Annotated in this window: 24 protein-coding genes; 12 read left to right on the top strand and 12 right to left on the bottom strand. The window is 71.5% G+C overall.

The window, feature by feature from the left end:
* Positions 1-1,237 (bottom strand): histidine kinase N-terminal 7TM domain-containing protein (locus IEZ08_RS19020; RefSeq protein WP_189242591.1); only part of this gene is annotated, 1,237 nt, incomplete at its 3' end.
* Positions 1,238-1,444: 207 nt separating this feature from the next.
* Here IEZ08_RS19020 and IEZ08_RS19015 point away from each other — a divergent pair.
* Positions 1,445-2,467: a putative dsRNA-binding protein gene (locus IEZ08_RS19015; RefSeq protein WP_189242590.1), complete on the top strand. Its 1,023-nt coding sequence runs from the start codon at positions 1,445-1,447 to the stop codon at positions 2,465-2,467.
* A 71-nt stretch (positions 2,468-2,538) separates the two neighbouring features.
* Here the strand turns inward: IEZ08_RS19015 and IEZ08_RS19010 are convergent, their stop codons facing one another.
* The 6 genes from IEZ08_RS19010 to IEZ08_RS18985 form a co-directional block, all read right to left on the bottom strand.
* Positions 2,539-2,730: a zinc finger domain-containing protein gene (locus tag IEZ08_RS19010; RefSeq protein WP_141704306.1), complete on the bottom strand. Its 192-nt coding sequence runs from the start codon at positions 2,728-2,730 to the stop codon at positions 2,539-2,541.
* Positions 2,731-2,823: 93 nt separating this feature from the next.
* Positions 2,824-3,480 carry an RNA polymerase sigma factor gene (locus IEZ08_RS19005; protein ID WP_084781118.1) on the bottom strand — a complete coding sequence of 219 codons (657 nt, stop codon included), beginning with the start codon at positions 3,478-3,480 and terminating at the stop codon, positions 2,824-2,826.
* A gap of 202 nt (positions 3,481-3,682) precedes the next feature.
* On the bottom strand, positions 3,683-4,537 hold the full coding sequence (locus IEZ08_RS19000; RefSeq protein WP_229803273.1) for an SDR family NAD(P)-dependent oxidoreductase: 855 nt from the start codon (positions 4,535-4,537) through the stop codon (positions 3,683-3,685).
* Complete coding sequence (locus IEZ08_RS18995; RefSeq protein ID WP_068928038.1) at positions 4,534-5,769, bottom strand: acyl-CoA dehydrogenase family protein; 1,236 nt, start codon at positions 5,767-5,769, stop codon at positions 4,534-4,536. The genes IEZ08_RS19000 and IEZ08_RS18995 overlap by 4 nt, the downstream gene beginning before the upstream one ends.
* 207 nt (positions 5,770-5,976) lie before the next feature.
* On the bottom strand, positions 5,977-6,678 hold the full coding sequence (locus IEZ08_RS18990; protein WP_189242589.1) for an SIR2 family NAD-dependent protein deacylase: 702 nt from the start codon (positions 6,676-6,678) through the stop codon (positions 5,977-5,979).
* A 146-nt stretch (positions 6,679-6,824) separates the two neighbouring features.
* Positions 6,825-7,919 (bottom strand): phosphotransferase family protein, encoded by a 1,095-nt coding sequence (locus tag IEZ08_RS18985; protein WP_068928040.1) that lies wholly within the window; start codon positions 7,917-7,919, stop codon positions 6,825-6,827.
* A gap of 144 nt (positions 7,920-8,063) precedes the next feature.
* On the opposite strand from IEZ08_RS18985, the gene IEZ08_RS18980 reads away from it, so the two are divergent.
* The 6 genes from IEZ08_RS18980 (at position 8,064) to IEZ08_RS18955 (ending at position 13,620) form a co-directional block, all read left to right on the top strand.
* Positions 8,064-9,056: a phosphotriesterase family protein gene (locus IEZ08_RS18980; RefSeq protein WP_068928041.1), complete on the top strand. Its 993-nt coding sequence runs from the start codon at positions 8,064-8,066 to the stop codon at positions 9,054-9,056.
* A gap of 326 nt (positions 9,057-9,382) precedes the next feature.
* Positions 9,383-9,796, top strand: a complete 414-nt coding sequence (locus tag IEZ08_RS18975) for an isoamylase early set domain-containing protein (RefSeq protein ID WP_068928042.1) — start codon at positions 9,383-9,385, stop codon at positions 9,794-9,796.
* Between the two features lie 237 nt (positions 9,797-10,033).
* Complete coding sequence (locus tag IEZ08_RS18970) at positions 10,034-11,095, top strand: polysaccharide deacetylase family protein (RefSeq protein ID WP_229803271.1); 1,062 nt, start codon at positions 10,034-10,036, stop codon at positions 11,093-11,095.
* 19 nt (positions 11,096-11,114) lie between these two features.
* Complete coding sequence (locus IEZ08_RS18965; protein WP_189242597.1) at positions 11,115-12,014, top strand: 1,4-dihydroxy-2-naphthoyl-CoA synthase; 900 nt, start codon at positions 11,115-11,117, stop codon at positions 12,012-12,014.
* Positions 12,015-12,110: 96 nt separating this feature from the next.
* Positions 12,111-13,148, top strand: coding sequence for a DUF2293 domain-containing protein (locus IEZ08_RS18960; RefSeq protein WP_068928045.1), 1,038 nt, complete (start codon positions 12,111-12,113; stop codon positions 13,146-13,148).
* A 94-nt stretch (positions 13,149-13,242) separates the two neighbouring features.
* Entirely contained in the window at positions 13,243-13,620 is a 378-nt protein-coding gene (locus IEZ08_RS18955) for an MmcQ/YjbR family DNA-binding protein (protein WP_068928046.1), read from the top strand.
* Between the two features lie 19 nt (positions 13,621-13,639).
* Here the strand turns inward: IEZ08_RS18955 and IEZ08_RS18950 are convergent, their stop codons facing one another.
* Positions 13,640-14,224, bottom strand: a complete 585-nt coding sequence (locus IEZ08_RS18950; protein ID WP_068928047.1) for a hypothetical protein — start codon at positions 14,222-14,224, stop codon at positions 13,640-13,642.
* Between the two features lie 151 nt (positions 14,225-14,375).
* A complete protein-coding gene (locus tag IEZ08_RS18945) occupies positions 14,376-14,993 on the bottom strand; it encodes a MarR family winged helix-turn-helix transcriptional regulator (protein WP_229803269.1) in 618 nt (205 codons plus the stop codon).
* A gap of 72 nt (positions 14,994-15,065) precedes the next feature.
* Between IEZ08_RS18945 and IEZ08_RS18940 the strand changes: the two genes are divergently transcribed.
* The 3 genes from IEZ08_RS18940 to IEZ08_RS18930 all read left to right on the top strand — a co-directional run bounded on the left by IEZ08_RS18940 (position 15,066) and on the right by IEZ08_RS18930 (position 18,502).
* Positions 15,066-16,235 (top strand): flavin-dependent oxidoreductase, encoded by a 1,170-nt coding sequence (locus IEZ08_RS18940; protein WP_189242588.1) that lies wholly within the window; start codon positions 15,066-15,068, stop codon positions 16,233-16,235.
* 131 nt (positions 16,236-16,366) lie between these two features.
* A complete protein-coding gene (locus IEZ08_RS18935; protein ID WP_229803267.1) occupies positions 16,367-16,816 on the top strand; it encodes a DUF3237 domain-containing protein in 450 nt (149 codons plus the stop codon).
* A gap of 87 nt (positions 16,817-16,903) precedes the next feature.
* Entirely contained in the window at positions 16,904-18,502 is a 1,599-nt protein-coding gene (locus tag IEZ08_RS18930) for a CocE/NonD family hydrolase (protein WP_189242587.1), read from the top strand.
* Positions 18,503-18,550: 48 nt separating this feature from the next.
* On the opposite strand, the gene IEZ08_RS18925 is transcribed toward IEZ08_RS18930, so the two are convergent.
* Positions 18,551-19,171: a LysE family translocator gene (locus IEZ08_RS18925; protein WP_068928052.1), complete on the bottom strand. Its 621-nt coding sequence runs from the start codon at positions 19,169-19,171 to the stop codon at positions 18,551-18,553.
* Positions 19,172-19,368: 197 nt separating this feature from the next.
* On the opposite strand from IEZ08_RS18925, the gene IEZ08_RS18920 reads away from it, so the two are divergent.
* Both IEZ08_RS18920 and IEZ08_RS18915 read left to right on the top strand, forming a co-directional pair.
* Positions 19,369-20,094 carry a response regulator transcription factor gene (locus IEZ08_RS18920; RefSeq protein WP_229803265.1) on the top strand — a complete coding sequence of 242 codons (726 nt, stop codon included), beginning with the start codon at positions 19,369-19,371 and terminating at the stop codon, positions 20,092-20,094.
* A gap of 92 nt (positions 20,095-20,186) precedes the next feature.
* Complete coding sequence (locus tag IEZ08_RS18915; protein WP_203863164.1) at positions 20,187-20,771, top strand: hypothetical protein; 585 nt, start codon at positions 20,187-20,189, stop codon at positions 20,769-20,771.
* A 47-nt stretch (positions 20,772-20,818) separates the two neighbouring features.
* Here IEZ08_RS18915 and kynU read toward each other — a convergent pair whose 3' ends face one another.
* On the bottom strand, positions 20,819-22,063 hold the full coding sequence (gene kynU / locus IEZ08_RS18910; RefSeq protein ID WP_068928054.1) for a kynureninase: 1,245 nt from the start codon (positions 22,061-22,063) through the stop codon (positions 20,819-20,821).
* A gap of 114 nt (positions 22,064-22,177) precedes the next feature.
* A complete protein-coding gene (locus IEZ08_RS18905; RefSeq protein WP_189242586.1) occupies positions 22,178-23,149 on the bottom strand; it encodes an amidohydrolase family protein in 972 nt (323 codons plus the stop codon).
* Positions 23,150-23,151 lie beyond the last annotated feature (2 nt).

The following is a 23,151-nucleotide window of genomic DNA, read 5'->3' as shown; positions in this document are numbered from 1 at the left end:
CACTCAACGGCCGGCCCTGGAGCGCGCACTCGGCCGCCAGCCGGGCCAGCTCCTCCATCAGATGACGGCGGTTGTGCAGCCCGGTCAGCGCATCGCGCACCGCCTGCTCGGCCAGATCGGCCCGGAGCAGCTCGATGGTGCGCAACTGCTCGTGCAGGCGGGCGTTGGCCTGCTCCAGCTCCCGCCGCTGACCGTGCAGCTGGACGTTGGCCTGCTCCAGCTCCCGCCGCTGCTCGTTGAGCGCGGTGATGTCCCGCGCGACCACGGCCCAGCCGACATGACCGTCACGATCGTCGCGCAGCGAGCTGATCCGGACGTTCAGATCCACCCCGCTGTCCTTGTAGTTCGCGTAGATCCTGTCCGCCTCCGTCCCCTCGCTGAGGGTGACGTCACACAGCACGTCGTTCAGCGGCAACCCGGTGAGCCGGGCGGGCGGCTCCGGCATCAGCCCCCGTACCAGGTGGTCCGCCGCCGGGTTGAGGTCGAGGATCCGGCCCGACGCGTCGACCGTCACGATCATGTCGTCGATCATGTCGAGGACGTTCTGCCGGGCCACGGGCACCAGTTCGTACATGGGGAAACGGACCAGGAGGAAGTAGATCACCACCACGGAGACGCAGAACCCGACCGGGGCCAGGTCCACCCCTTGCACGACTTTCATCACGTTGAGGAGGTTGCCGAGGAACGGAGGGACAGCGCCCAGGAGGGTGAAGCCGTACAGTCTCCGCTGGCTGCGCGGTCCCCACGCCCAGGCACTGAACACGCGCACCATGGCGACCATGAGAAGAACGTAGGTGTAGGCGATGTGCACCCATATCAGCGGGCCGCCCTCCGCCATCCTCGTCCCCGTGCCCGGGAGGAAGAACAGGTGGTGCCAGGGGTTGGTCGCGCCCCCGACGATGACGAACATCGGTTCGATCGCCAATAGCAGGGCCGTACGGCGCGGCAGCCGCCACGCGCGGTTCACCATGGCCTGGGACACGACGAAGAAGCCCGCAGGAACGAGGCACACGCCGACGAACGCGAGGGTCGCCAGAATGTGGCGGGTCATACCGACCTCGACCTGGGTGAGGATCCCGCTGATCAAGGACCATTCCGCGATCGCCATCGAGACGACCGCCAGCGAACCGAGCAGGGGCGCCACGTGCCGGCGGCGCCAGGCGATGACTCCCACCGTGAAGGCGATGACCGTCGACAGCCCGAAGAGAGGCAGCAGGGCCAACGGCTCCACGTCCATGTCCCGCCCCCCTTCCGGCGCCGCGTGTTTCCGCAGTACTTCACAGCACCATCGGCCGCCCGGAGTCCGGGATGAGGAGTTTCCCGCCCCTGCCGGACACCGCCTCCCACAACGACCGTTCATCGCAGACACGGAGTGTCATCGACCCATCACAATATTCGGCGGATTCCCTGACAGGACCCGGTCTCTCTGGCAGGGTGGTAAGCCGTGAGCAGGACCGATCAGCAGCCCCCCGCGGATGAGGTTCCGCCCTCCCGGCGGCGCGGCGGGCTGGCCGCGATCCGCGGCGACGGCCAGGACAACCCCCGGTCATTCTTCTGCCGCGTCTGCCATCGGTGCGAGAACGGCCTGTGGGTGCCCGCGGGCTGGTATCTGCTGGAGCGCGCCCCGGGCGGCAAGGGCCGCCACATCCGGCTCGGGCTCTACTGCAGCGTGGCCTGCCTGGTGCGGGCCGGGGAGATGCTCCAGGCCGGCGCGGCCGAGCACGCCGCCCGGCTGGGCCTGCCCACCGAGGAGCAGGTACGGCGGGAGCGGAACCGGGCCGTCGAGACCGCCCAGACGCTGCTGGCCGGTGGGATGACCGTCCGCCAGGCCGCCGACTCCCTGAACGTGCCGACGTTCACCCTCAAGGTCTGGCTCAAGGAGGCCGGGGTCCACCTGGAGCCCGGCCCCGCTCCCGCGCCACAGAAGACGGCCCCTACACCGCAGAAGACGGCCCCCACGCCACGGGCAACCGCCCCCGCGCCGCAGAAGACGACTCCCCCGCCACGGGCAACCGCCCCCGCGCCGCAGGAGGCGGTCCCCGCATCGCAAGGGAGGAGAAGGGCCGCCGTGCCCCCGGTCATCTTCACGGACGCCTCCGCACCCACGGCGGGAGCCGGCCCGTCGTCAACGCAGGCCACCGCATCACTGGCGCAGATCGCCACGCCGCCAGCCCAGATCACCGTGCCGTCGCCGCAGGCCGCCCCGGCGTCAGCGCAGTCCGCCGTCGCGCCGGGCCGGAATCCGGTGAGCGTGCTGAACGAGCAGGCACAGAAGGGCCTGATCAGCACGGTCACATGGGAGACGGCGGTGACCGGGCCGGCGCACGCGCCGTCCTTCACCGTCACCGCCGCCACCCAGCCGGCCGGACGGCCCGGACCGGCGTCGGCAACCGGCACAGGTCCGAGCAAGACGGCGGCCCGCACGGCGGCCGCGGCGGCGCTGCTGGCCGTACTCGGCATCACCTGATCTCACTCCACCCGCCGGGCCATGAAGACCGAGTCCGCCGGGTGAACCGGACGCAGGCGGGTGAACCGGGCTCAGGGCGAGCTCTGCAGTTCCGGGGGGATCCACCCCGTCGCCGACCGCCAGTTGCGCTCGGCGATCGGCATCCGCCGGGAGGGGTGGATCTTCTCCCGTTCCGCGCCCTCCTGCAGGCAGCTCGTGCCCGGCAGCGCTCCGCACACCGGGCAGGACAGATGATGTCGTTCGGCTTCGGGCCGTCCACGCATTTCCGGCTCCTCTCCCGGCATCCGACCTTGGAATGGAGCCGATCCTACGCACCTGAACCACCCAAGGGAAACTGAGAGTGACATATAAATTACTTAAAGTAGTAACGGATGCGGTCGACTCCTGCCCTCGCGGTCTCCCGTGCCGTACCGCCCTGCCCGTCTCTGCGACCGGTGGTCCTCCAGGAGAGGGGCTTCACCGGGTGCCGTTCCGCAGGGCCGCGAACAGTTGGTCCGCGGCGGGCTGAGCCCACACGAGGTTTCCGGGTTCGGTGGGGTGGGGCCGGTTCGGGACCACGAGGAACCGCATGGTGGACGCCAGGTCGGCCTTCTCCAGGCTGCGGGCGATGTCGTCAGCGCACGGGCGAGCGCCGGACGGGCCGCCCGGGCGGTGACCCCGGCGGCCACCCGGTCGGCGGGAGACTCCACGCGCTCCTCCGTCGGGCTGCGCAGCAACGCCCGGTAGCGGGCCGCCTCGGTGCGATGGTGCCGGGACAGGAGTTTGGTGACGATGCCGAACAGCCACGGCCGGGCGTCGGCGTAGGCCGGGTCGTAGCGGTCCCGCCGGGCGAAGGCGACCAGGAAGGTCTCGCCGACCAGGTCGTCGGCGGTTTCGGGGCCCAGCCGGCGGGAGACGTAGCGGTACAGCATGCCGGAGTAGCGGTCGAACAGCGCCGCGAACGCCTCCGGGCGGCTCAGGGACTCCTTGACGAGGTCGGAGTCCCCGAGCTGGACGGTGGGCGGTGCGGTCATCGTGAGCACCATGGCATGGAGGCCGGCCTTCCCGTGGGGAACATGGTCAGCCCTGTCTCGCCACTACTCCCCGTCCGGGTTCACGGGTACTCCCCGTCCGGGTTCACGGGTACTCCCCGTCCGGGTTCACGGGTACTCCCCGTCCGGGTTCACGGCGCCTCGGACCGGCCGCGCGATGCCGGCTCCGGGCGGGGAGCCCGGATCACGCCCGTGGGCCGGGGGCCCGGCGGAAGGCGAAGGGCTGGCTCTCCCGGCCGGGGATCACGAACCAGCACTCGCCCGTGCCGTCGCTGTCGAGGAGCCGGAAGAACGCGTCGACGACGGTCGAGACCTCCAGGATCGGGAAACCGATCTGCTCCAGCAGGGCCTTCCCCTCACCCAGGATCGCCGTGTCGGCGAACGACGGGCACAGCGCCTGAACCTTGACGCCGCGCGGGGCGAGGTCCTGGGCGAGGGAGCGGACGAGCCCGACGACGGCGTGCTTGTTGGCGGCGTAGATGGGATCGGAGGGGATGCCGACGATGCCCGCCATGCTGGCGGTCGCCACGATCGTGCCGCCGCCGGAGGCCAGCAGCGCCGGGAGCGCGGCGTGCGCGCCGAACACCACCCCGTCGAGGTTGACGCCCATCGCCAGCCGGTAACGCCGGAGGTCGAAGTCCTCGCCCAGCCCGCAGCCCGAGGAGATGCCGGCGTTGAGGAAGGCCAGGTCGAGCCGGCCGTACCGGTCGACGGCGGTGGCGACGGCGGCCTCGTTCTCCTCCAGCCGCGTCACGTCGCAGCGGGCGAACACCCCGCCGACCTCCTCGGCGACGCCCTTGCCCGCGGCGTCGTCGATGTCGGCGACGACGACCTTCGCCCCGCCGGCGGCCAGCCTGCGGGCCACGGCCGCTCCGATTCCGTTGCCGCCGCCGGTGACGAGGGCGACCCTGCCCTCCAGCCGGTCGCTCCGGACGGCGCCGGCCGCCTCGGCGGGCCGGTTCCCGCCGACCCCGCTGAGCATCCCCGCGCCGTCCCCGGCGAACCGGTTGTCCGTCTGACTCGAATCCGTCTGGCTCAAAGCGGCAGCCCTCCCGTGGCGGCGTTGGTCGATCCGGTGGCCCGGTAGGCCGCGATCGTGCGTTCGGCGATGCGCATCTGGTGGATCTCGTCGGCACCGTCCGCGAAGCGGGCCCAGCGGGCGTGCTGGAACATGTGGGCCAGCGGCGTGTCGGTGGAGTAGCCGAGTGCGCCGTGCACCTGGATCGCCCGGTCCACGATCCGGTTGAGGCTGTTGGCCACGAAGTGCTTGGCCATCGAGACCTCGGTGCGGAAGTCCTCACCCTTGTCGATCTTCGAGGCGGCGTGCAGGACCATGAGCTTGCACTGGTAGAGCTCCATGGCCGAGTCGGCGATCAGCCACTGGACGCCCTGCTTCTCGGCCAGCAGCGAGCCGTGGCTGTAGCGGTTGAGCGCCCGGTCCACCATCATGTCGAGCGCCGTCTCGGCCTGCGAGATCCAGCGCATGCAGTGGGCCAGCCGGGCCGGGCCCAGGCGGTACTGGCCCAGGCGGTGGCCGTTGCCCCGGCCGCCGAGGATCTGACTGTCCGGCACCCGCAGGTCGGTGATGACGATCTCGCTGTGCCCGGTCGAGCCGTGCATCGTCTCGACCTCCCGGACGTCGTTCCAGCCCTCCTGCGGCAGATCGACGAGGAAGGCGGTGTTGGCCCCGCGGGCTCCCTCGGGCGCGTCCAGCTCGGTCTTGGCGATGAGGATGGCGAAGCTCGCCCGGCGGGCGTTGGAGATGAACCACTTGTGCCCGTTGATGACCCATTCGTCGCCGTCCTTGACGGCGTGCGTGCGGATGAGCGTGGGGTCGGAGCCGGCGACCTCGGGCTCGGTCATGGCGAAGCACGACATCTTCACGCCCTTGAGGAGCGGCTTGAGGTACTTCTCCTTCTGCTCGTCGGTCCCCCAGTGCAGCAGCGTGTGCATGTTGCCCTCGTCGGGGGCCGCGCAGTTGAGGATCCACGGCCCCAGCCGGGTCTTGGCCGCCTCGGACTGCACCATGGCCAGTTCGACGTGGCCCAGGCCCATGCCGCCCCACTCCTTGGGCATGTGCGGCAGCCAGAGCCCCTCGGCCTGCGCCTTGCCGCGCAGCTCCAGGATGGTGCGGATGTACTCCTCCCGGCTGGTGACCCTTCCCTCGTCGTCGAAGTCCTTGACGGCGGGGATGACGGTCTCCTGGATGAAGGTCCGCACTCGCCGGCGGATCTCCTCGTGCTCGGGGGCGAGGGTGAAGTCGATGGCCATGGGAACCCCTTCAGGACGGCCCGCAGGGAACGGTCACCTGCATTCCTACCGTACCGACCGGTCGGTCCGCCAGGGAGCCCGAACGGGAAGCGGGGCGAGGAGGCAGGGCGAGGAGGGGCGGGGAGGCGGGGCGGCCCGCCGTACGGCCGCCTGTACCGGATCCCCGTTCCCGCCGCCCGTTCCACGCGTCAGGTGCTCTCCCAGACGTCAGGTGAGAGCGGCGCAGAGGCGGGGCACGGCGGCGCCGATCGGCTCGTTGATCACCTCATCGGCCATGTGGTCGTACGGCGTCGGCTCACCGTTGACGATGACCAGCCGGGCGCCCGCCTCGACCGCGACCCGGGCCAGGGAGGCGGCGGGCTGCACCTGCAACGAGGTGCCGATCGCGAGGAACAGCTCGCACTCCTCGGCCGCCTTGATCGCCCGCATGAGGACGGCAGGTTCGAGGGCCTGGCCGAACATGACCGTGGTCGTCTTCAGGATCCCCCCGCACTCGTGGCAGGCGGGGTCGTTCTCCCCCGCCAGGACCCGGTCGATCGCCTCCCGGGTCGTCGAGCGGGCGCCGCACGCCGTGCACACCGCGCCGAACATGTTGCCGTGCAGCTCCAGCACCCGCTCCGGCGGCGATCCGGCGCGCTGGTGCAGGCCGTCGACGTTCTGGGTGACGATCCACGCGTCCGGCAGGGCGGCCAGGGCGCGGTGCGCGGCGTTCGGCTCGGCCCGCCAGGCGGGGCTGTCGCGGCGGAACAGCCACGAGCGGCGCCGGATCTCCGGATCCGCCATGTAGTGGTCGTAGGTGACGAGCTTCTCGTAGTCCGGGTCCCTGCGCCACAGCCCGTCCGGGCCGCGATAGTCCGGGATCCCCGATTCCGTGGAGATTCCCGCCCCCGTCAGCGCTGTCACGATCATGCGCACGAGGGTAGCCAGCCGGTATCCCGCATCGAAGTCGCCAAAGCCACCAACCTGGTCATACCGCGTGTCGGCGGCCGGGCACCCGCACGGCCCCGGGCGAATCGTCCGCCGGTCGTGCGGGTTCCGGCCGCCCGACCCGCCGGTCAGCCGGTACGGCCCGGCGCCCCGGCCCCGGCGAGCGCCGAGGCACGGGCGACCAGGATCCGCACCGCGTCACCGAACGCGGCGAACGCCGGGTTGGTGGTCTGGCCTGCGCGGTAGCGGAACCAGATCTGCTGGGCGATCACCGCCAGCCGGAACAGGCCGAACACCTCGTAGAACTCCCACCGTCCCATCGGCAGGCCGGTCCGGGCCAGGTAACGCGCCACGAACTCCTCGCGGGTCGGCATCCCCGGCAGGTGCGTGGGCTGGCGGCGCAGCAGGGCGTACAGTTCCTCGTCGTCCGCCGTGATCCAGTAGGCCATGGCCGAGCCCAGCTCCATCAGCGGATCGCCGACGGTGGCCATCTCCCAGTCCAGGACGCCCACGACCCGCGGCGGGCCGCTCATGTCCAGGACCAGGTTGTCGAGCTTCCAGTCGTTGTGGATCAGCCGGGTGGCCACGTCGTCCGGCTGGTGCCCGGCCAGCCACGCCATCACGGCCTCGCCGTCCGGGACGTCGTCGGTCAGCGCGCCCCGGTAGCGGCGCGACCAGCCCTCGACCTGCCGCCGCACGTATCCCGGTCCCTTGCCGAGACCGCCCAGGCCCGCCGTCTCCGGGTCCACGGCGTGCAGGTCGGCCAGGGTGTCGACCACGGTGTGGCCCAGAGCCCTGGCTCCCGCCTCGTCGAGCACCATCCCGGGCGGGAGCTCGCGGCGCAGGATCGTGCCCTCGACCCGCTCCATCACGTAGAACTCGCTGCCCAGCACGGCGGGGTCGTCACAGAAGGCCAGCATCTCGGGGACGGCCGCGAAGTGCGGCTTGAGCTGCCGCTGCACCGTGAACTCGCGCCGCATGTCGTGCGCGGAGGCCGCCTTGTGGCCGTGCGGCGGGCGGCGCATGATCAGGTCCTGCCCGCCGTACCGGAGCAGGTAGGTCAGGTTCGACACGCCCCCGGCGAACTGGCGGACCTCGGGGAGCCCGTCCAGGCCGGGGATCCGGTCCGCGAGCCAGGCGTGCAGGGCGGCGACGTCGAACGCGTCCTCCTGCCGGACCTCTCCGGCCTCCTCACGGCCCGGGGATCTCGTGGAGCCGCTCATGCGGCGTCCCGGAGGGCGGCGGTTGCGATGGGCACGGGAAACTCCTTCGTCGGGGCCGATGACAACATACCAAACGGTCGGTACGCTCACCGGAAGGGCTGCTCCACCGGGAGGGACCGCCCAGCCCGACGGAAGGGATCGCCCATGCCCCAGGTCCACACCGTCCGCGGCCCGATCGACACCGCCGAGCTCGGCCGCACCTACATGCACGAGCACGTGTTCGTCCTCACCGCCGACGTCCAGCAGAACCACCCCGGCGAGTGGGGCGACGAGGAGGAGCGGGTCGCCGACGCGGTCGAGAAGCTCCGCGCGCTGGCGGCGCAGGGCGTGCGCACGATCGCCGATCCGACCGTCATCGGCCTCGGCAGGTACATCCCGCGCATCCAGCGCATCGCCGAGCAGGTCCCGGAGCTCAACATCGTCGTGGCCACCGGCTGCTACACCTACGGTGACGTCCCCTTCTTCTTCCACTACCGGGGCCCGGGACTCGCCGCCGCACTCGGCACCGAGCTGCCCGACCCCATGGTCGACATGTTCGTCGGGGACATCGAGGACGGCATCGCCGGGACCGGGGTGCGGGCGGCCTTCCTCAAGTGCGCCATCGACCACGCCGGGATGACCGGCGGCGTGGAACGGGTGATGCGGGCCGTGGCCAAGGCCCACCGCCGGACCGGCGCCCCCGTCACGGTGCACACGCACCCGGGCAGCCGTACGGGGCTGGAGGTCAAGCGGGTGCTCTGCGACGAGGAGGGCGTCGACCCGCGCCGCGTCGTGCTCGGGCACAGCGGTGACACCACCGACGCCGACCACCTCACCGAGCTGGCGGAGGCCGGCTTCATCCTCGGCATGGACCGCTTCGGCATCAACCTGGACACCACCTTCGAGGCGCGCGCCGACATCGTCGTGGAGATGTGCCGGCGCGGGTTCGCCGGGCAGATGGTGCTCTCGCAGGACGCCTCCTGCTACATCGACTGGATCGACCCGGACGTCCTGGCCTTCCTGCCGCAGTGGCACTACCTCCACATCGACCAGGAGGTCCTGCCCTACCTGCGCAAGCACGGTGTCACCGAGGAGCAGATCACCACGATGCTCGTCGAGGTCCCCCGCCGCTACTTCGAGAACACCGGCGCCTACTGACCCCGGCCGGGCACCCCGGCCCAGCCTGCCGCCGAAGCCCGTCTGGTCCATTCATGTCCGGATAGCGGCACGCCGACGTAAATCCTGTCCAAGGACCAGTGTGTCCCCACCGTCCGCAGGGGACCAGAAATGAAGATTCTCATGGTCCGCCCGGCTCGGGCACCGCGGATTCCGGTCCTGCGTGACGACCTTCGCAACCGGCACGGACGGCCCTGCCCGCGACTCGCGGGGAAGGCCGCGCGTCAGGTCGAGGGTGCCCCCGCCCGTCCTCCGGAGCCCGGGCCACGGCCATGAGCCGATCAGGCAGCGAGTTCAGGAGGACTTCAGTGATCAAGCGTGGTAAGCCCACCAAGAACGGACAGGTCAAGCTCACCTTCTCCGTGCCGGCCGAGCGGGCCCCGGGTGGTGTCTCCCTGGTCGGCGACTTCAACGGCTGGGACCCGTACTCCCACCCGATGCAGCGGAAGAACGGCGCCTACCAGGTGAACGTCACCGTCCCCGCCGACCGGGACATCTGCTTCCGCTACCTCGCCCACGGCGGCGTGTGGTTCGACGACGAGGACGCCGACCGCCACGACCACCACGGCGGACACCTGCACGCGATCACGGTGCAGGCGCCCCCGGTGGAGATCGCTGAAGCACCCGGCGAGCGGGCGCCCCGGCCGAAGACCATCAAGGCCCCCACCACGCGGGTCGCGGGGAACAAGTCTCTCGTCACGTCCGCGCTCGCCACGTCGTAACCCGGGAACGCCGTGCCGTACCGCGGACGACGCGGCAGGGACACGTCGTCCCGCCGTACGGCCTCCCGTCTGCCGTGACCCCGGTTCCCCCCACCGACCCGTCCTCTCCCCGCGCCCCTTCCCCCCTGCCGTCCCTCCCGCCACACCCGCCGCCGACGAACTCTTTGCCTGACACGGAGATCAGCTCACGGGACGGCGGGGACAAGGTGCGTATCATCAGTGAGCTGGGGAGACGCGATGAGCCGTCTGAAGATTGGCAGGGCCGCCACCGCGGCCGTGGTGACGGGTGCCGTGCTGACCGGGTGCATGCCATGGGACAGCGACGACGAGGAGAAGGTGGTCTCGGCCGCCGCCAAGGCCAAGGCCGCGGCGGCGCAGAAGGCCGCCGCCCTCAAGGCGAAGAAGGACAGGGCCGCCAAGGCCAAGGCCAACGAACTGGGTCAGATCCCCGTTCTCATGTACCACCGGGTGATCGAGAAACCGTCGAACACCGACGACCGCACCCCCAAGCAGTTCCGCACGGAGCTGGAGCGGCTGGCCAAGGAGGGCTACGTCCCGATCACGGCCGCCGAGTACGTCACCGGCAACATCGGCATCCCGGAGGGGCGCCACCCGGTCGTCCTCACCTTCGACGACGCCTCGCCGTCGCAACTCACCCTGGACGGGAGCGGCGCGCCGGCGCCGAACACCGCCGTCGCCATCCTGCAGGACGTCGCCAAGCGGTACCCCGGGTTCCGGCCGGTGGCGACCTTCTACGTCACCCGTGACATGTTCGGCAAGGCCACGCCCGAGGAGCAGACGCAGATGCTCACGTGGCTGCACGACAACGGGTTCGACATCGGCAACCACACCTACGACCACGTCAACCTCCTCGGCAGGTCCAAGAAGGAGGTGACCGCGGAGATCGTCCGAGGTCACCAGCTCATCACCAAGCTGATCAACACCGCCCCGGTGACGCTGGCGCTGCCGTACGGCAACCAGCCGAGCACGAAGACGTGGGGCCTCAAGGGCAGCGCCGGGGACGTCAGCTACAACTACGGGGGAGTCTTCCTCGCCGGATACACCCCCGCGCCGTCGCCGTACGTCAAGGACTTCAACGCGGTCGGCATCCCCCGGATCCGGGCGATGGACAAGAAGGGCGACTGCGCCAAGTTCTGCTCCACCGCCTGGCTCGACTGGCTGAAGAAGAACCCCGGCGAGCGCTTCACCTCCGACGGCGACGCCAAGACGGTCGCCTACCCGAAGTTCAAGGCGCCCTTCATGGTCAAGCGTTTCGCCGACCGCGCCGTCGCCTACTAACCTTTCCCGGATGACAGGAATGATCTCGGAGCTGTTCGATCCGGCGGCATGGCGTGAGGTCGAGGGCTTCGACTTCACCGACATCACCTACCACCGCGCCGTGGACCAGGGGACGGTACGGATCGCGTTCAACCGGCCCGAGGTCCGCAACGCGTTCCGGCCCTCGACCGTGGACGAGCTCTACCGCGCGCTCGACCACGCCCGGATGAGCAGCGACGTCGGCTGCGTGCTGCTCACCGGGAACGGGCCCTCGCCGAAGGACGGCGGGTGGGCCTTCTGCTCCGGCGGCGACCAGCGCATCCGGGGACGCGACGGCTACAGGTACGCCGCCGGGGAGACCTCCGAGAGCGTCGACCCGGCGCGTGCGGGCCGCCTGCACATCCTGGAGGTCCAGCGGCTGATCCGCTTCATGCCGAAGGTCGTCGTCTGCGTGGTGCCGGGCTGGGCCGCGGGGGGCGGGCACAGCCTGCACGTGGTGGCCGACCTGACGCTCGCCAGCCGCGAGCACGCCCGCTTCAAGCAGACCGACGCCGACGTGGCCAGCTTCGACGGCGGGTACGGCTCGGCCTACCTGGCCCGCCAGGTGGGCCAGAAGTTCGCCCGCGAGATCTTCTTCCTCGGCGACACCTACACCGCCGAGGACGCCCACCGGATGGGCATGGTCAACGCCGTGGTCCCGCACGCGGAACTGGAGCGGACCGCGCTGGAGTGGGCCCGGAAGATCAACGGCAAGAGCCCCATGGCCCAGCGCATGCTGAAGTACTCCTTCAACCTGATCGACGACGGACTCGTCGGCCAGCAGCTCTTCGCGGGCGAGACCACCCGCCTGGCCTACATGACCGACGAGGCCGTCGAGGGCCGTGACTCGTTCCTGGAGAAGCGGGACCCCGACTGGAGCCCCTTCCCCTGGTACTTCTGACCGGGGCCTTCGCAGGCCGCGCCCGCCGCGGGTGCTCCCGCCGCGGGTGCTCCCGCCGCGGGTGCGGCCTCCGCCGGACTCCGGCAAGCTGGAGCGGTGGCGAAGCTTGACCGGAGGGTCGTGGAGGCGGCGGAGGCCGCGCTCGCGCAGCGGAAGTTCGTGACCGCGATCGACGTGCTCACCGGGGTGCGCTGGCTGCACACCCGGCACGTGGACACCTGGCGGCAGGGCAGGGCGGACACGCTGGAGCAGCTCGCGGCCGTGGACGGCGCGAAGATGGCCGACGCGGTGGCGATCCTGCGGCGGTGGGCCGAGGAGCGGGGTCTCGTGCCCAGCGAGACCCCCTACGTGTCGGCCTCCCGCGACCGGGGCCCGCTGCGCTTCCTCACCGACGGGGACGACGCCGCCTTCCGGATCCACTGGATCTCCCCGGAGATGAGCGAGGCCCGGCGCAGGCAGCTCGCCGAACGGCAGGCCAAGGCTCCCGACCTGATGGTGGTCGAGCCGCTGAAGGCCTGGGAGTGCGCGGAGTGCCGGGACACCGGCCCTTACCTGATCATGGAGGAGGGCGCTCCCCACTGCCTGACCTGCGCCGACCTGGACCACCTGGTCTTCCTTCCCGCGGGAAACGCGGCACTCAGCCGCCGGGCGAAGAAGGAGAGCGGGCTGGCCGCCGTGGTGGTCCGCTTCAACTCCCGGCGCAGGAGGTACGAGCGCCTGGGCATCCTGGTGGAGGAGGCCGCGCTGGCGCTGGCCGAGGAGCAGTGCCTGGCCGACGAGGAGGTACGGCTGCGCCGCCGGGAGCGCGACCGCGAGCGGCGGGCGGAGGAGGACGTGCGGTTCCAGGCCGGGATGGCCGCGGAGATCGTCAGGCTCTTCCCCGGCTGCCCGCCGGAGCGGGCCGGGGAGATCGCCCGGCACGCCGGTCAACGCGGCAGCGGCCGGGTGGGCCGGACCGCCGCCGCCCGCGTCCTCGACGAGAACGCCGTCACACTCGCCGTGATCGCCTCGGTGCGGCACCTCGACACCGACTACGACCGGATGCTGATGTCCGGAGTGCCCCGGACCGAGGCCCGCGACCGGATCCGGACGGACATCGACCGGGTGCTCGGCGCCTGGCGGGCCCCCGCCTGATCCAGGCGAAGGCGGGCCCCCGCCCGATCCGGGCGAAGGCGGGCCCCGCCCGATCCGGGCGAAACTGTCGGACCCCGGGCCCACAATGGACCGCATGGAGAAGTGGCGTGAGGTCCGCCAGACGGTGCGCGAGTTCGCCCTGCGCTTCCCGGAGGCCCATGAGGACCATCCCTGGGGCGACACCGTCATCAAGGTCAACAATAAGATCTTCGTCTTCCTCGGGGTCGAGGAACCGACCGAGAAGTGGAACCCCGCCCTCGGGGTGAAACTCCCGGAGTCACACGGCCACGCGCTCGCCCTCGACGGCGTCGAGCCCTCCGGATACGGCCTCGGCAAGGCCGGGTGGGTGACGATCCCGCTCATGGGCGCGCTGCCCGAGACCGAGGTGCTGCTCGACTGGGTCGAGGAGAGCTACCGGGCCGTGGCCCCCAGGAAACTCGTCGCCACGCTCGACGCCACCGCCCACGACTGACTCCGCGGGGGCGCGGCGCTCACGGCGACGTCAGCCCCGGCCGCGGACGCGCCCGCCCGGTCAGGGCCCACGCGGTCAGCGCCGTCAGCAGCATCACCGCTCCCAGCATCGTCTTGGCGGAGGTCACCGTGTTCACCGCCGCCGCCAGAGCATCCAGCCGGGAGGGGTAGGCCAGCAGCAGCGTCGCGATGCCGGCGTTCTCTCCGTAGTCGGCCACCAGATAGATCACCGGGACCACGACGCAGGTGGTGCGCAGCCAGCCGGGCGCCCCGCGCCGCAGGACTGCCAGGCGCAGCGCGGCCGCGGTGAACCCCACGTACACCAGGGGGAACAGGAGGTCGCCGCAGAGCAGGATCAGCAGATGGCCGCGGCGCCCGTCGGGGCCGTAGGCGGTCAGCATCGCGTACGCCTCCTGCGGGGTGTAGCCGCCCGGGCGCGGGTCGAACAGGTTGCGGCCCCCGGCCAGATCCAGGATGCCCACTCCCCCGTTCGCGTCGGCGAACATCGTCGCCGCCACGCTCATCGCCACCAGCAGGGCGACCAGGGCAGCCAGCAGCCAGGCCACCCGGCGGCCGGTGGCCAGTCGATCCAACAGGTCACTCATCCCCGGACCTCCTCAGCGCGGCCGGCGCCGCCTGTTCGATGACGTCTCGTGCCCGCCCTCGCCGGGCGGGTCCGGCGAGCCGGGCGCCGCCAGCGTAGCGAGGATGATCACGCGAAGCACCCGTCCGTCCACGATCTCCTTCCGCGGCCTCCTAAGGGCTGTCGTCCGGGCGGGCGGCGAGGATGCGGGTGAGCAGGGCGGTGAGGCCGGCCCGCTCGCCGGCGTCCAGTGACGAGAACCACTCCTGCTCCCGGCGGGTCTGCTCGGCGAAGGTCTCGCGGACGGCGGCCTCGCCCCTGGCGGTCAGCGCGACCGTCACCGCACGCCGGTCCTCGGGCACCGGGCGCCGTTCGACCAGGCCGTCCCGTTCCAGCGTGTTGACCACGTTGGTCACCGCCGAGCGGGACATCACGGAGATCTCGGCGAGCCGGGCGGGCTGGGTCGGTCCCAGCAGCCAGAGCTTGAACATCAGGCGGAAGCCGGGGAGCGTCCAGCCGCGCGGGCGGTGGATGCGCGTCTCCAGGTCGGTCACGAGCAGGTAGGCCAGCTGGAGCAGGCTGTAGGCCAGCTCGAACGCCTCGGGGTCGGCCGGGGGCGGCATGGCGGCCAGACGCTCCCTGGCGTATGCGGCGTACAGCAGATCCGCCCTGCCCCCCGGAGCTTCCGCACCCGCCAGGCCGGTCACGCCTCCGGACGTCCGCCCCTGCGCGCCTTCCAGGCCCACCGCTCCCGCGGCCTCCGGTCCAGGACCGCCGTTCACCGTTTCCACCGGGCAAGTCTTGCGCAGCCGCCCGTACGACGTGAATATTGTTACGGCCATAACAATGTTCGGGAGGTCCTCGTGCGCATCGTCATCGCCGGTGGCGGGATCGGCGGTCTGACCGCCGCTCTCAGCCTGCACGCCGCCGGGTTCGAGGACGTGACCGTCCACGAGGCCGCGCCGGAGATCCGGCCCCTGGGGGTGGGCGTCAACCTGCTCCCCCACGCGGTGCGGGAGCTGACCGAGCTGGGACTCGCCGACCGGCTGGCGGAGATCGGGGTGGCCACCGCCGAGCTGGCCTATTTCAACCGGTACGGCACCGCCATCTGGTCCGAGCCCCGGGGCCTGGACGCGGGATACGCCTGGCCGCAGTACTCGGTGCACCGGGGGCGGCTGCAGATGCTCCTGCTGGAGGCCGTCGTCGAGCGGCTCGGGCCGCGGGCCGTGCGGACCGGGAGCAGGATCACCGGCCCCGGTGACGAGGACCTGCTCATCGGCGCTGACGGCATCCACTCGGCGGTCCGCGCGCACCTGTTCCCCGGCGAGGGACCGCCCCCGTGGAACGGGCTGGTCCTGTGGCGCGGCATGACGTACGGCGAGCCGTACCTGACCGGGCGATCCATGATCATGGCCGGGGACGGGACGCAGAAGTTCGTCGCCTACCCGATCGAGACGGGCGGGCGCACCCTGATCAACTGGATCGCCGAGCGGCCCCTGGACGGCGAGGCCCCCGACCGGGGCGACTGGAACCGCCCGGCGGACCTGAAGGAGATCCTGCGGCACTTCGCGGACTGGCGCTTCGACTGGCTCGACGTGCCCGGGATCATCGCCGGGGCGGAGGCCGCCTACGAGTACCCGATGGTGGACCGCGAGCCGCTGCCGTACTGGACCTCGGGGAACGTCACCCTGCTGGGCGACGCGGCCCACGCGATGTACCCGATCGGGTCCAACGGCGCCTCCCAGGCGATCATCGACGCCCGCGTGCTCGCGCACTCCCTGGCCCACGGTGACCTGGCGGCCTACGAGGCGGCCCGGCGCCCCGCCACGACCGCCCTGCAGCTGTCCAACCGGCGGATGGGACCGGAGGTCGTGATGAAGCTCGCCCACGAGCGGGCGCCCGAGGGCTTCGACGACATCGAGAAGGTCGTCCCCTACGCGGAGCGGGCCGAGATCGCCGCCTCCTACAAGCGCACGGCCGGGTTCGACCCCGCCTCCCTCAACGGGCGGCCCTCGTGGAGCGTGACGCGATGAGCCCCGGGCCGTCTTCCGGACGGTCCCCCGAGCCCTCGCCCTCCTCCGCGCGGTCCTCTGCGCCGCTCCCTTCGCCGTCCGCTGTGCCGTGCGCTGCGCCGTCCTCTGTGCCGCGTCCGGGTGCCGCCCCGGTGAACCTCGAACCGCTCGCCACGTTCCACGTGGAACTCGACCCGATCCTCGACCTCGGGGACTCGCCGTGGGGCCGCCGCCGGGTGATCAACATCGTGGGCGGGTCGTTCGAGGGCCCCAGGCTGTCCGGTGACATCCTGCCCGGCGGGGCCGACTGGCAGGTCGTCCACCCCGACGGCATGGCCAGCATCGACACCCGTTACACGCTGCGCACCCACGACGGCGCCCACCTCTACATCTCCACCTCCGGGGTACGGCACGGCCCCCGCGAGGTCCTCGACCGCCTGGCCCGGGGAGAGACCGTGGATCCGGCGGAGTACTACTTCCGCCTGTTCTGCCGCTTCGAGACCGGTGACGACCGTTACCTGTGGCTCAACCGGACCCTCGCCGTGGCCTCCGGAATCCGCACCGCCGACGCCGTCCGCTACGACGCCTACACCCTCACCTGATCCGTCTCGCCCCCGCTTGATCCGTCTCGCCCCCACCTGACCGGCCGCCGTCCCGCCCCCGTTCCGCCTCCTCCCGAGGAACCCGCGATGCCGAAGCTGAACCGCTCCCCGCTCCCCCTGACCGCCGAGCACGACACCCCCATGCCGATGCGCGACGGCACGATCCTGCGCGGCGACGTCCACCGCCCGGCCGGGGGCGGGCCGTTCTCCACCCTGTTGGTGCGCACGCCGTACGGGGAGAGCACGTTCCGGTCGGTCCCGGTCGTCCCCGCGCTGGAGGCCGGGTTCGCGGTGGTGCTCCAGCACTGCCGGGGACGCGGCAGCAGCGACGGGGAGTTCCGGCCGTGGCTGGACGAGGGCGCCGACGGCCACGACACGATCGCCTGGATCACCGCGCAGCCGTGGTCGGACGGCGAGGTCGTCATGAGCGGCATGTCCTACCTGGCCGGGTGCGCCCTCCAGGCGGCGGCCACGCGCCCGCCGGGCCTGAAGGCGGTGGTCGCCTCGATGACGCCGCACGACTTCCACGACGGGCTGAAGTACCACGGCGGGGCGTTCGCGCTGGGCTCGGCCCTGAACTGGGGATCGATGCAGGCGATGCTCGGACTGCTGCACGGCATGGAGGCGGGCGAGGACGTCGGCGCCGGGTTCGGCACGCTCCTGCCCGTCCTGGGCGACCAGGCCGCCGCCGCGCGCACCCTGCCGCTCAGCGACATCCCGGGCATCCCGTGGTGGCACGACTGGATCTCCCACCCGGACCGCGACGCGTACTGGCGGGAACTGGCCGAGACGCTGCGGCACGACCGGATCGAGGTGCCGGTCATGCACGTGGCGGGCTGGTTCGACCTGTTCCTGTCCGGGACGCTGGAGAACCACCGCCGCCTGGGCGGCCCGCTGGTCATCGGCCCCTGGACCCATCTGGCACCGGGCGCCTCGGGCGCCGGACGGCTGGGCTTCGGGTTCTTCGCCTCGGCGCAGGCGATCCGGCTGGAGCAGCGGCAGCTGGCCTTCCTCAAGGGCGAGGACACCGGTCCCGCCGTGAAGATCTTCGTGATGGGTGACGACGTCTGGCGCGACGAGGAGTCCTGGCCCCTGGCCCGCGCGGTGGAGACCCGCTACCACCTGCACGCCGACGGCCTGCTGTCGCCCGCCGTCCCCACGGCCACGGACCCGGCCACGTTCACCTTCGACCCGCGCGACCCGGTCCCCACGGTCGGCGGCCCCCTCCTGCTGCCCGATCCCACGAACGTCGGCCCCCAGGACCAGCGCGACGTCGAGCTCCGTCCGGACGTGCTCTGCTTCACCACCGACGTCCTCACCGAGGACGTCGAGGTGACCGGGCCCCTGTCGGTGACGCTGCACGCCTCCACCTCGGCGGCGAGCACCGACTGGACCGCGAAGCTGGTCGACGTGCACCCGGACGGCCGGGCCATGAGCGTGATCGACGGGATCGTGCGGACCTCCGTACCGTCCGGGGTGCACGAGATCGACCTCGTGGCCACCAGCCAGGTCTTCAAGGCCGGTCACCGCATCCGGGTGGAGATCTCCAGCTCCAACTTCCCGCGCTTCGACCGCAACCCCGGCACCGGCCGCACCTCCGCCGAGACCGCCGCGCACGAGCCGGTCCTCCAGCACCAGGCCGTCTTCCCCGCCTCCTACATCACCCTGCCGATCATCCCCCGCTGAGGACGCCCCGGACGCCCCGGACTCCGCGAGCTCCGCGAGCTCCGCGGGTCAGGGCTGCTGCCAGGCCAGACGGATGGCGAAGCCGACCAGGAGCACCCCGGTGACCTGCTCGATCCTGGCCCGTACCCGGGGTGTGCGCAGCAGCGCCCCGACCCGGGCCACGATCACGTTGTAGAGGCTGAACCAGAGGAGGTACAGCCCGGCGAAGATCGCCGACAGCAGCAGGGCCCGGCCCAGGGTGTTGCCGTGGGTGGGCAGGAACTGCGGCAGGAACGTCACGAAGAACAGCGCGACCTTGGGGTTGAGCACATTCGACAGCAGGCCGTTGCGGATGTGCTGCAACGGGGAGCACCGCTCCGGCGCGGCGTCCGGGGTCAGGGCGGCGGAGGCCGTACGGCGGCTGGCGCGCAGGGACTGCACGCCGAGCCAGAGGAGGTAGATCACACCCACGACCTTCAGAACGGTGAAGGCGGTGGCGGAGGCCAGCAGCAGGGCGGAGAGCCCGACGGCCGCGGCGGTGGCGTGGACGGTCAGGCCGATCAGGCCGCCGAACATGGTCAGCAGGCCGGCGGTACGGCCGAAGGCGAGGGCGCTGCGGGTGATCAGGGCCTGGTCGGGCCCGGGAATCATGATCATTACAAACGCCGTGACCGCGAAGGTCGTCAGCATGGAACGGGGGTCTCCCTGAACGCGTGGTGAAACAAATGCCTTGTGGGCGCGTTCATCCTATTCATCCGAATACCCCGAGATTCACCCGGCCTGAGAAAATCGACGGAGGAATGTCCCCCGGCGTGGATCACACCGGCCAGAGTCCGCTGGGACATCCGCAGCGGGCACGAAGGCGGCGTCGGCGGCGAAGGAGACATGTGGACGAGAACGTGTCACTGGCCCGGCTTGCCCACCGGCTGGAGGAGGTGGTGGGCGAGCTGCGCGGCATCCCCGTCGGCGTCGAGCGGCTGGAGGACGGCGAACTCATCCTGCAGCAGATCGCCCACGCCATGGACACCTCCGACGAGGTGCGCGCCATGTACCCGGCGGGCACGCCGGAGGTGGGCCGCCGGGGGCGGAGAAACATGCCCGAATTCCTCGACGCCCTGCGACGCGGCATGCGGGCGCGGCTGATCGTGCACACGAGCATGATGGACGACCCGGTCAGCACGGCCCGGATCAGGGAGATGCACGCCGGCGGCACCCTGTACCGGATCACCGACGAGCCGGTCCAGCAGCTGCTCGTCTTCGACCGCTCCGTGGCGTTCCTCCGGATCACCCCCGTCGCCCACGCACCGGGCGCCCTCCTCATCAGGCAGCAGAGTCTGATCGCCGCCTTCGTCGACCTGTTCGAGAAGACCTGGGCCAGGAGCAGGGAGGCCACCGAACCCGCGTACCGGCTGACCCCGCGCGAGCGCGAGGTCCTCGCCCTGATCGCCGAGGGACGCTCCAACAGCGCCGTCGCCCGTGCCCTGTCCGTCACGGAGGCCGCCGTCGGCAAACACGTCGCCAGCGTGTTCGCCAAACTCGAACTCCCCCACACCGAGGACGACAACCGGCGGGTGCTCGCGGTGCTGACCTATCTGCGCGGATCGGTGCGGTAGCGGCACGGGGTAGGGACAGGCCCACCCCGTTCTCGCCCCAGCCCCCATGCGGGCGAGATCGATTACGGACTTCAATGGACGTCATGCAACGTATGACTGGATTACTGGTCGGCGCGGTCTTCGGCGCGGTCTTCGTCGTCGTCAACGCGCAGAGCCCGTTGAACACCCTGACCGCCGGCCTCCTGCGGGTGGCCGCCTGCCTGGCGGCGGCGAGCGTCCTCGCCATGTGGTTCCTCGCCGTCCGATGGGAACGGTCCGCCGGGGCCGCCCAGCCCACCGCCACATCCACCGGGGCCGCCCGGCCCGGCACGCCGGGCATGTACGGCCGCGGCTACCTGATCATCCTCGTCGCCGAGGTGGTCCTGCTCTACGGCGGGCTCCAGGTGCTGGCCGCCTGGGACCGTCCCGTGCAGGCCAACGTCGCCTGGATCGCCCTCGTGGTCGGCGTGCACTTCATCGCGCTGGCGCCCGTGTGGAAGGACTGGATGATCGCCGTACCCGGCACGATCCTGTCCCTGCTCGGCGTCGCCGGCCTCGTCATGGTGTCCACCGGCGCCCTGGACTGGGTGCCGTTCGTCAGCGGGGTGCTCTCCGGGGTGGTGCTCCTGGTCGGGTGCGTCACCTTCGGCTGGCGCATCACGGCGGCCACCCGGGTTCAGGCCGCCCCGACGGCCTGAACCCGCAACCACGGCCTTCACGATCCTGGGAGCGCCCGCAGCCGCCCTCAGGTGACGGTGAGGCGCTGCTGGTACCTCTCCTCACGCCAGTGCTCCTTCTCCAGCACCTCGGCCAGCGTGACCGCCGCGTCGTAGACGTCCGCGAACCGGATGTAGAGCGGGGCGAAGCCGAAGCGCAGGACGTCCGGGGCGCGGAAATCCCCGTGCACCCCCCGGTCGATCAGGGCGCGCATGACCGGATAGCCGTCGGGGTGGGCGAAGCAGACCTGGCTGCCGCGCCGCTCGGGGTCACGGGAGGTGACGAGCGTGAGTCCGTACGGCGCGCAGAGCTCCTCGACCAGATCGATGAACAGCGAGGTCAGCGCCGTGCTCTTGGCCCGCAGCACGGCGAGGTCCACCCGCTCCCAGATGTCCAGCGAGGCGTTGAGCGCGGCGAAGGACAGCACGTGCGGGGTGCTCACCGTGAAACGCCGGATGCCCTCGGCCGGCCGGTAGTCCGGCTCGAACGCGAACGGGGCCGCGTGGCCGTGCCAGCCGGACAGCAGGTGCTCGGTCGCGTTCTGGTGGCGGGGGTGGACGTAGACGAACGCCGGGGCGCCGGGGCCGCCGTTGAGGTACTTGTAGGTGCAGCCAATCGCGAAGTCCGCCGGGGCCACGTCCACCTGGTAGGCGCCCGCGCTGTGACACAGGTCCCAGATCATCAGCGCGCCGGCCGCCTGCACCCGCGCGGTCACCTCGGCGGTGTCGTGGCGGTCGCCGGTGCGGTAGTCGACCTCGGACAGCAGCACGCAGGCGACGTCGTCGCCGGAACCGCGGCCCAGCGCCTCGTCGAGGCCGTCGGTGCCGTTCACGTCGCGGATCTCGTAGCCGCCCAGCGCCTTGACCAGCCCCTGGACCATGTAACGGTCGGTCGGGAAGTTCGCCAGGTCGGAGACGATCACGCGGCGTCCCGGGCGGAGCCGCAGGGCCGCCGAGACGGCCTTGACCACCGCGATCGAGGTGGTGTCGCCCACCACGACCTGGCCGGGGCCCGCGCCGATCAGCGGGGCGATCCGGTCGCCGGTGGTCTCCGGCAGGTCGAACCACCCGGCGGCGTTCCAGCCGCCGACCAGCCGACCGGCCCACTCGTCCTCGACGACCCGGGTGAGTGCGGCCGAGGCGGCCTTCGGCGGCGCGCCCAGCGAGTTGCCGACCAGGTAGATCGTCCCCTCGGGCAGGACGAACTCGTCCCGGAAATCCCTGAGGGGATCGGCGGCGTCGAGCGCGACGCAGTCCTTGCGGCTGATTGTCACGAGTCGTCTCCAGAGTGGGTCCTTACCGACCCTTCAATCATCGGGCATGCCCACCGGCCGGAGCACAGCGGGTTCCGGGGACGCGGACCCCGGCCGCCGGACCGTCTCCGCCGCTCAGCGGCCGAGGAACCGTACGGCGTTGCCGCCGAGCAGCTTGGCGCGGGCCGTACCGGACAGGAACCCCGCGCCCCGCACCAGCGACCCGACGGGCGACTCCCCGAGCGGGTAGGGGAAGTCGGAGCCGAGCATCACCCGCTCCTCGCCCATCGTGTCCACCAGCAGCCGCAGCGCCCGCTCGTCGAACACCACCGAGTCCACGCTGAAGCGCTCCACGTAGTGCGACGGCGGCAGTTCCGAGACCCCGACCAGGTCGCCCCGGCGGTGCCAGGCGTTCTCGAACCGCCCGAGCCAGAAGGCGAACGAGCCGCCGCCGTGCGCGAAGCAGATCCGCAACGACTCCGGCACCCGGTCGAAGACTCCGCCGAGGATCATCGCCAGCACCGACAGGTGGGTCTCGGCGGGCATGCCGACCAGCCACTGCGCCATCCAGCGCTCCAGCCGGGGACCGCCCGGCATGTCCCACGGGTGGACGAAGACGGGCGCCCCCACGGCGGTGCAGTGCTGGAGGAACTGCACGATCCCGGCGTCGTCGAGGTCGCGGTCCCCGACGTGGTTGCCGATCTCGACGCCCACGTGGCCGGAGGCCAGGCACCGGTCCAGCTCGGCGCAGGCCAGGTCCGGGTCCTGGAGGGGCACCTGGCAGAACGGCACCAGCCGCTCGTCCCCGCAGATCTCCAGGGCCAGATCGTTGAAGATCCTCGCGACCCGTACGGCCTGCGCCGCCGGGCGCTCGTAGGAGAAGAACACCGGGGTCGGTGAGACGACCTGCACGTCCACCCCGTCGGCGTCCATGGCCTCCAGGCGGCGGGCCGGGTTCCAGCAGTCGTCCCGGATCCGCCGGAACTCCCGGTCACCGAGGAGGATCACCGCCTCCCGCTCGGAGTCCACCCGGAGCCGGGGCGCGCCCGCCCAGCCCAGCTCCGGCCAGCCCCGGGGGACGTGGTGGGTGTGGACGTCGACGATCACCC

It is taken from the genome of Planobispora rosea (genome assembly GCF_014648175.1).
GTDB lineage: Bacteria > Actinomycetota > Actinomycetes > Streptosporangiales > Streptosporangiaceae > Planobispora > Planobispora rosea.
Note: the sequence above shows the minus strand (reverse complement) of the source record. Positions and strands in the feature narration are given on the sequence as shown.

What these genes read in the sequence shown, in the direction of transcription:
- IEZ08_RS19010 (WP_141704306.1), bottom strand. Translation starts at nt 2,730, where the DNA reads ATGCGTGGACGGCCCGAAGCCGAACGACATCATCTGTCCTGCCCGGTG.
- IEZ08_RS19005 (WP_084781118.1), bottom strand. Translation starts at nt 3,480, where the DNA reads ATGACCGCACCGCCCACCGTCCAGCTCGGGGACTCCGACCTCGTCAAG.
- IEZ08_RS18995 (WP_068928038.1), bottom strand. Translation starts at nt 5,769, where the DNA reads ATGGCCATCGACTTCACCCTCGCCCCCGAGCACGAGGAGATCCGCCGG.
- IEZ08_RS18990 (WP_189242589.1), bottom strand. Translation starts at nt 6,678, where the DNA reads ATGATCGTGACAGCGCTGACGGGGGCGGGAATCTCCACGGAATCGGGG.
- IEZ08_RS18985 (WP_068928040.1), bottom strand. Translation starts at nt 7,919, where the DNA reads ATGAGCGGCTCCACGAGATCCCCGGGCCGTGAGGAGGCCGGAGAGGTC.
- IEZ08_RS18980 (WP_068928041.1), top strand. Translation starts at nt 8,064, where the DNA reads ATGCCCCAGGTCCACACCGTCCGCGGCCCGATCGACACCGCCGAGCTC.
- IEZ08_RS18970 (WP_229803271.1), top strand. Translation starts at nt 10,034, where the DNA reads ATGAGCCGTCTGAAGATTGGCAGGGCCGCCACCGCGGCCGTGGTGACG.
- IEZ08_RS18965 (WP_189242597.1), top strand. Translation starts at nt 11,115, where the DNA reads ATGATCTCGGAGCTGTTCGATCCGGCGGCATGGCGTGAGGTCGAGGGC.
- IEZ08_RS18955 (WP_068928046.1), top strand. Translation starts at nt 13,243, where the DNA reads ATGGAGAAGTGGCGTGAGGTCCGCCAGACGGTGCGCGAGTTCGCCCTG.
- IEZ08_RS18950 (WP_068928047.1), bottom strand. Translation starts at nt 14,224, where the DNA reads ATGAGTGACCTGTTGGATCGACTGGCCACCGGCCGCCGGGTGGCCTGG.
- IEZ08_RS18930 (WP_189242587.1), top strand. Translation starts at nt 16,904, where the DNA reads ATGCCGAAGCTGAACCGCTCCCCGCTCCCCCTGACCGCCGAGCACGAC.
- IEZ08_RS18925 (WP_068928052.1), bottom strand. Translation starts at nt 19,171, where the DNA reads ATGCTGACGACCTTCGCGGTCACGGCGTTTGTAATGATCATGATTCCC.
- IEZ08_RS18915 (WP_203863164.1), top strand. Translation starts at nt 20,187, where the DNA reads ATGACTGGATTACTGGTCGGCGCGGTCTTCGGCGCGGTCTTCGTCGTC.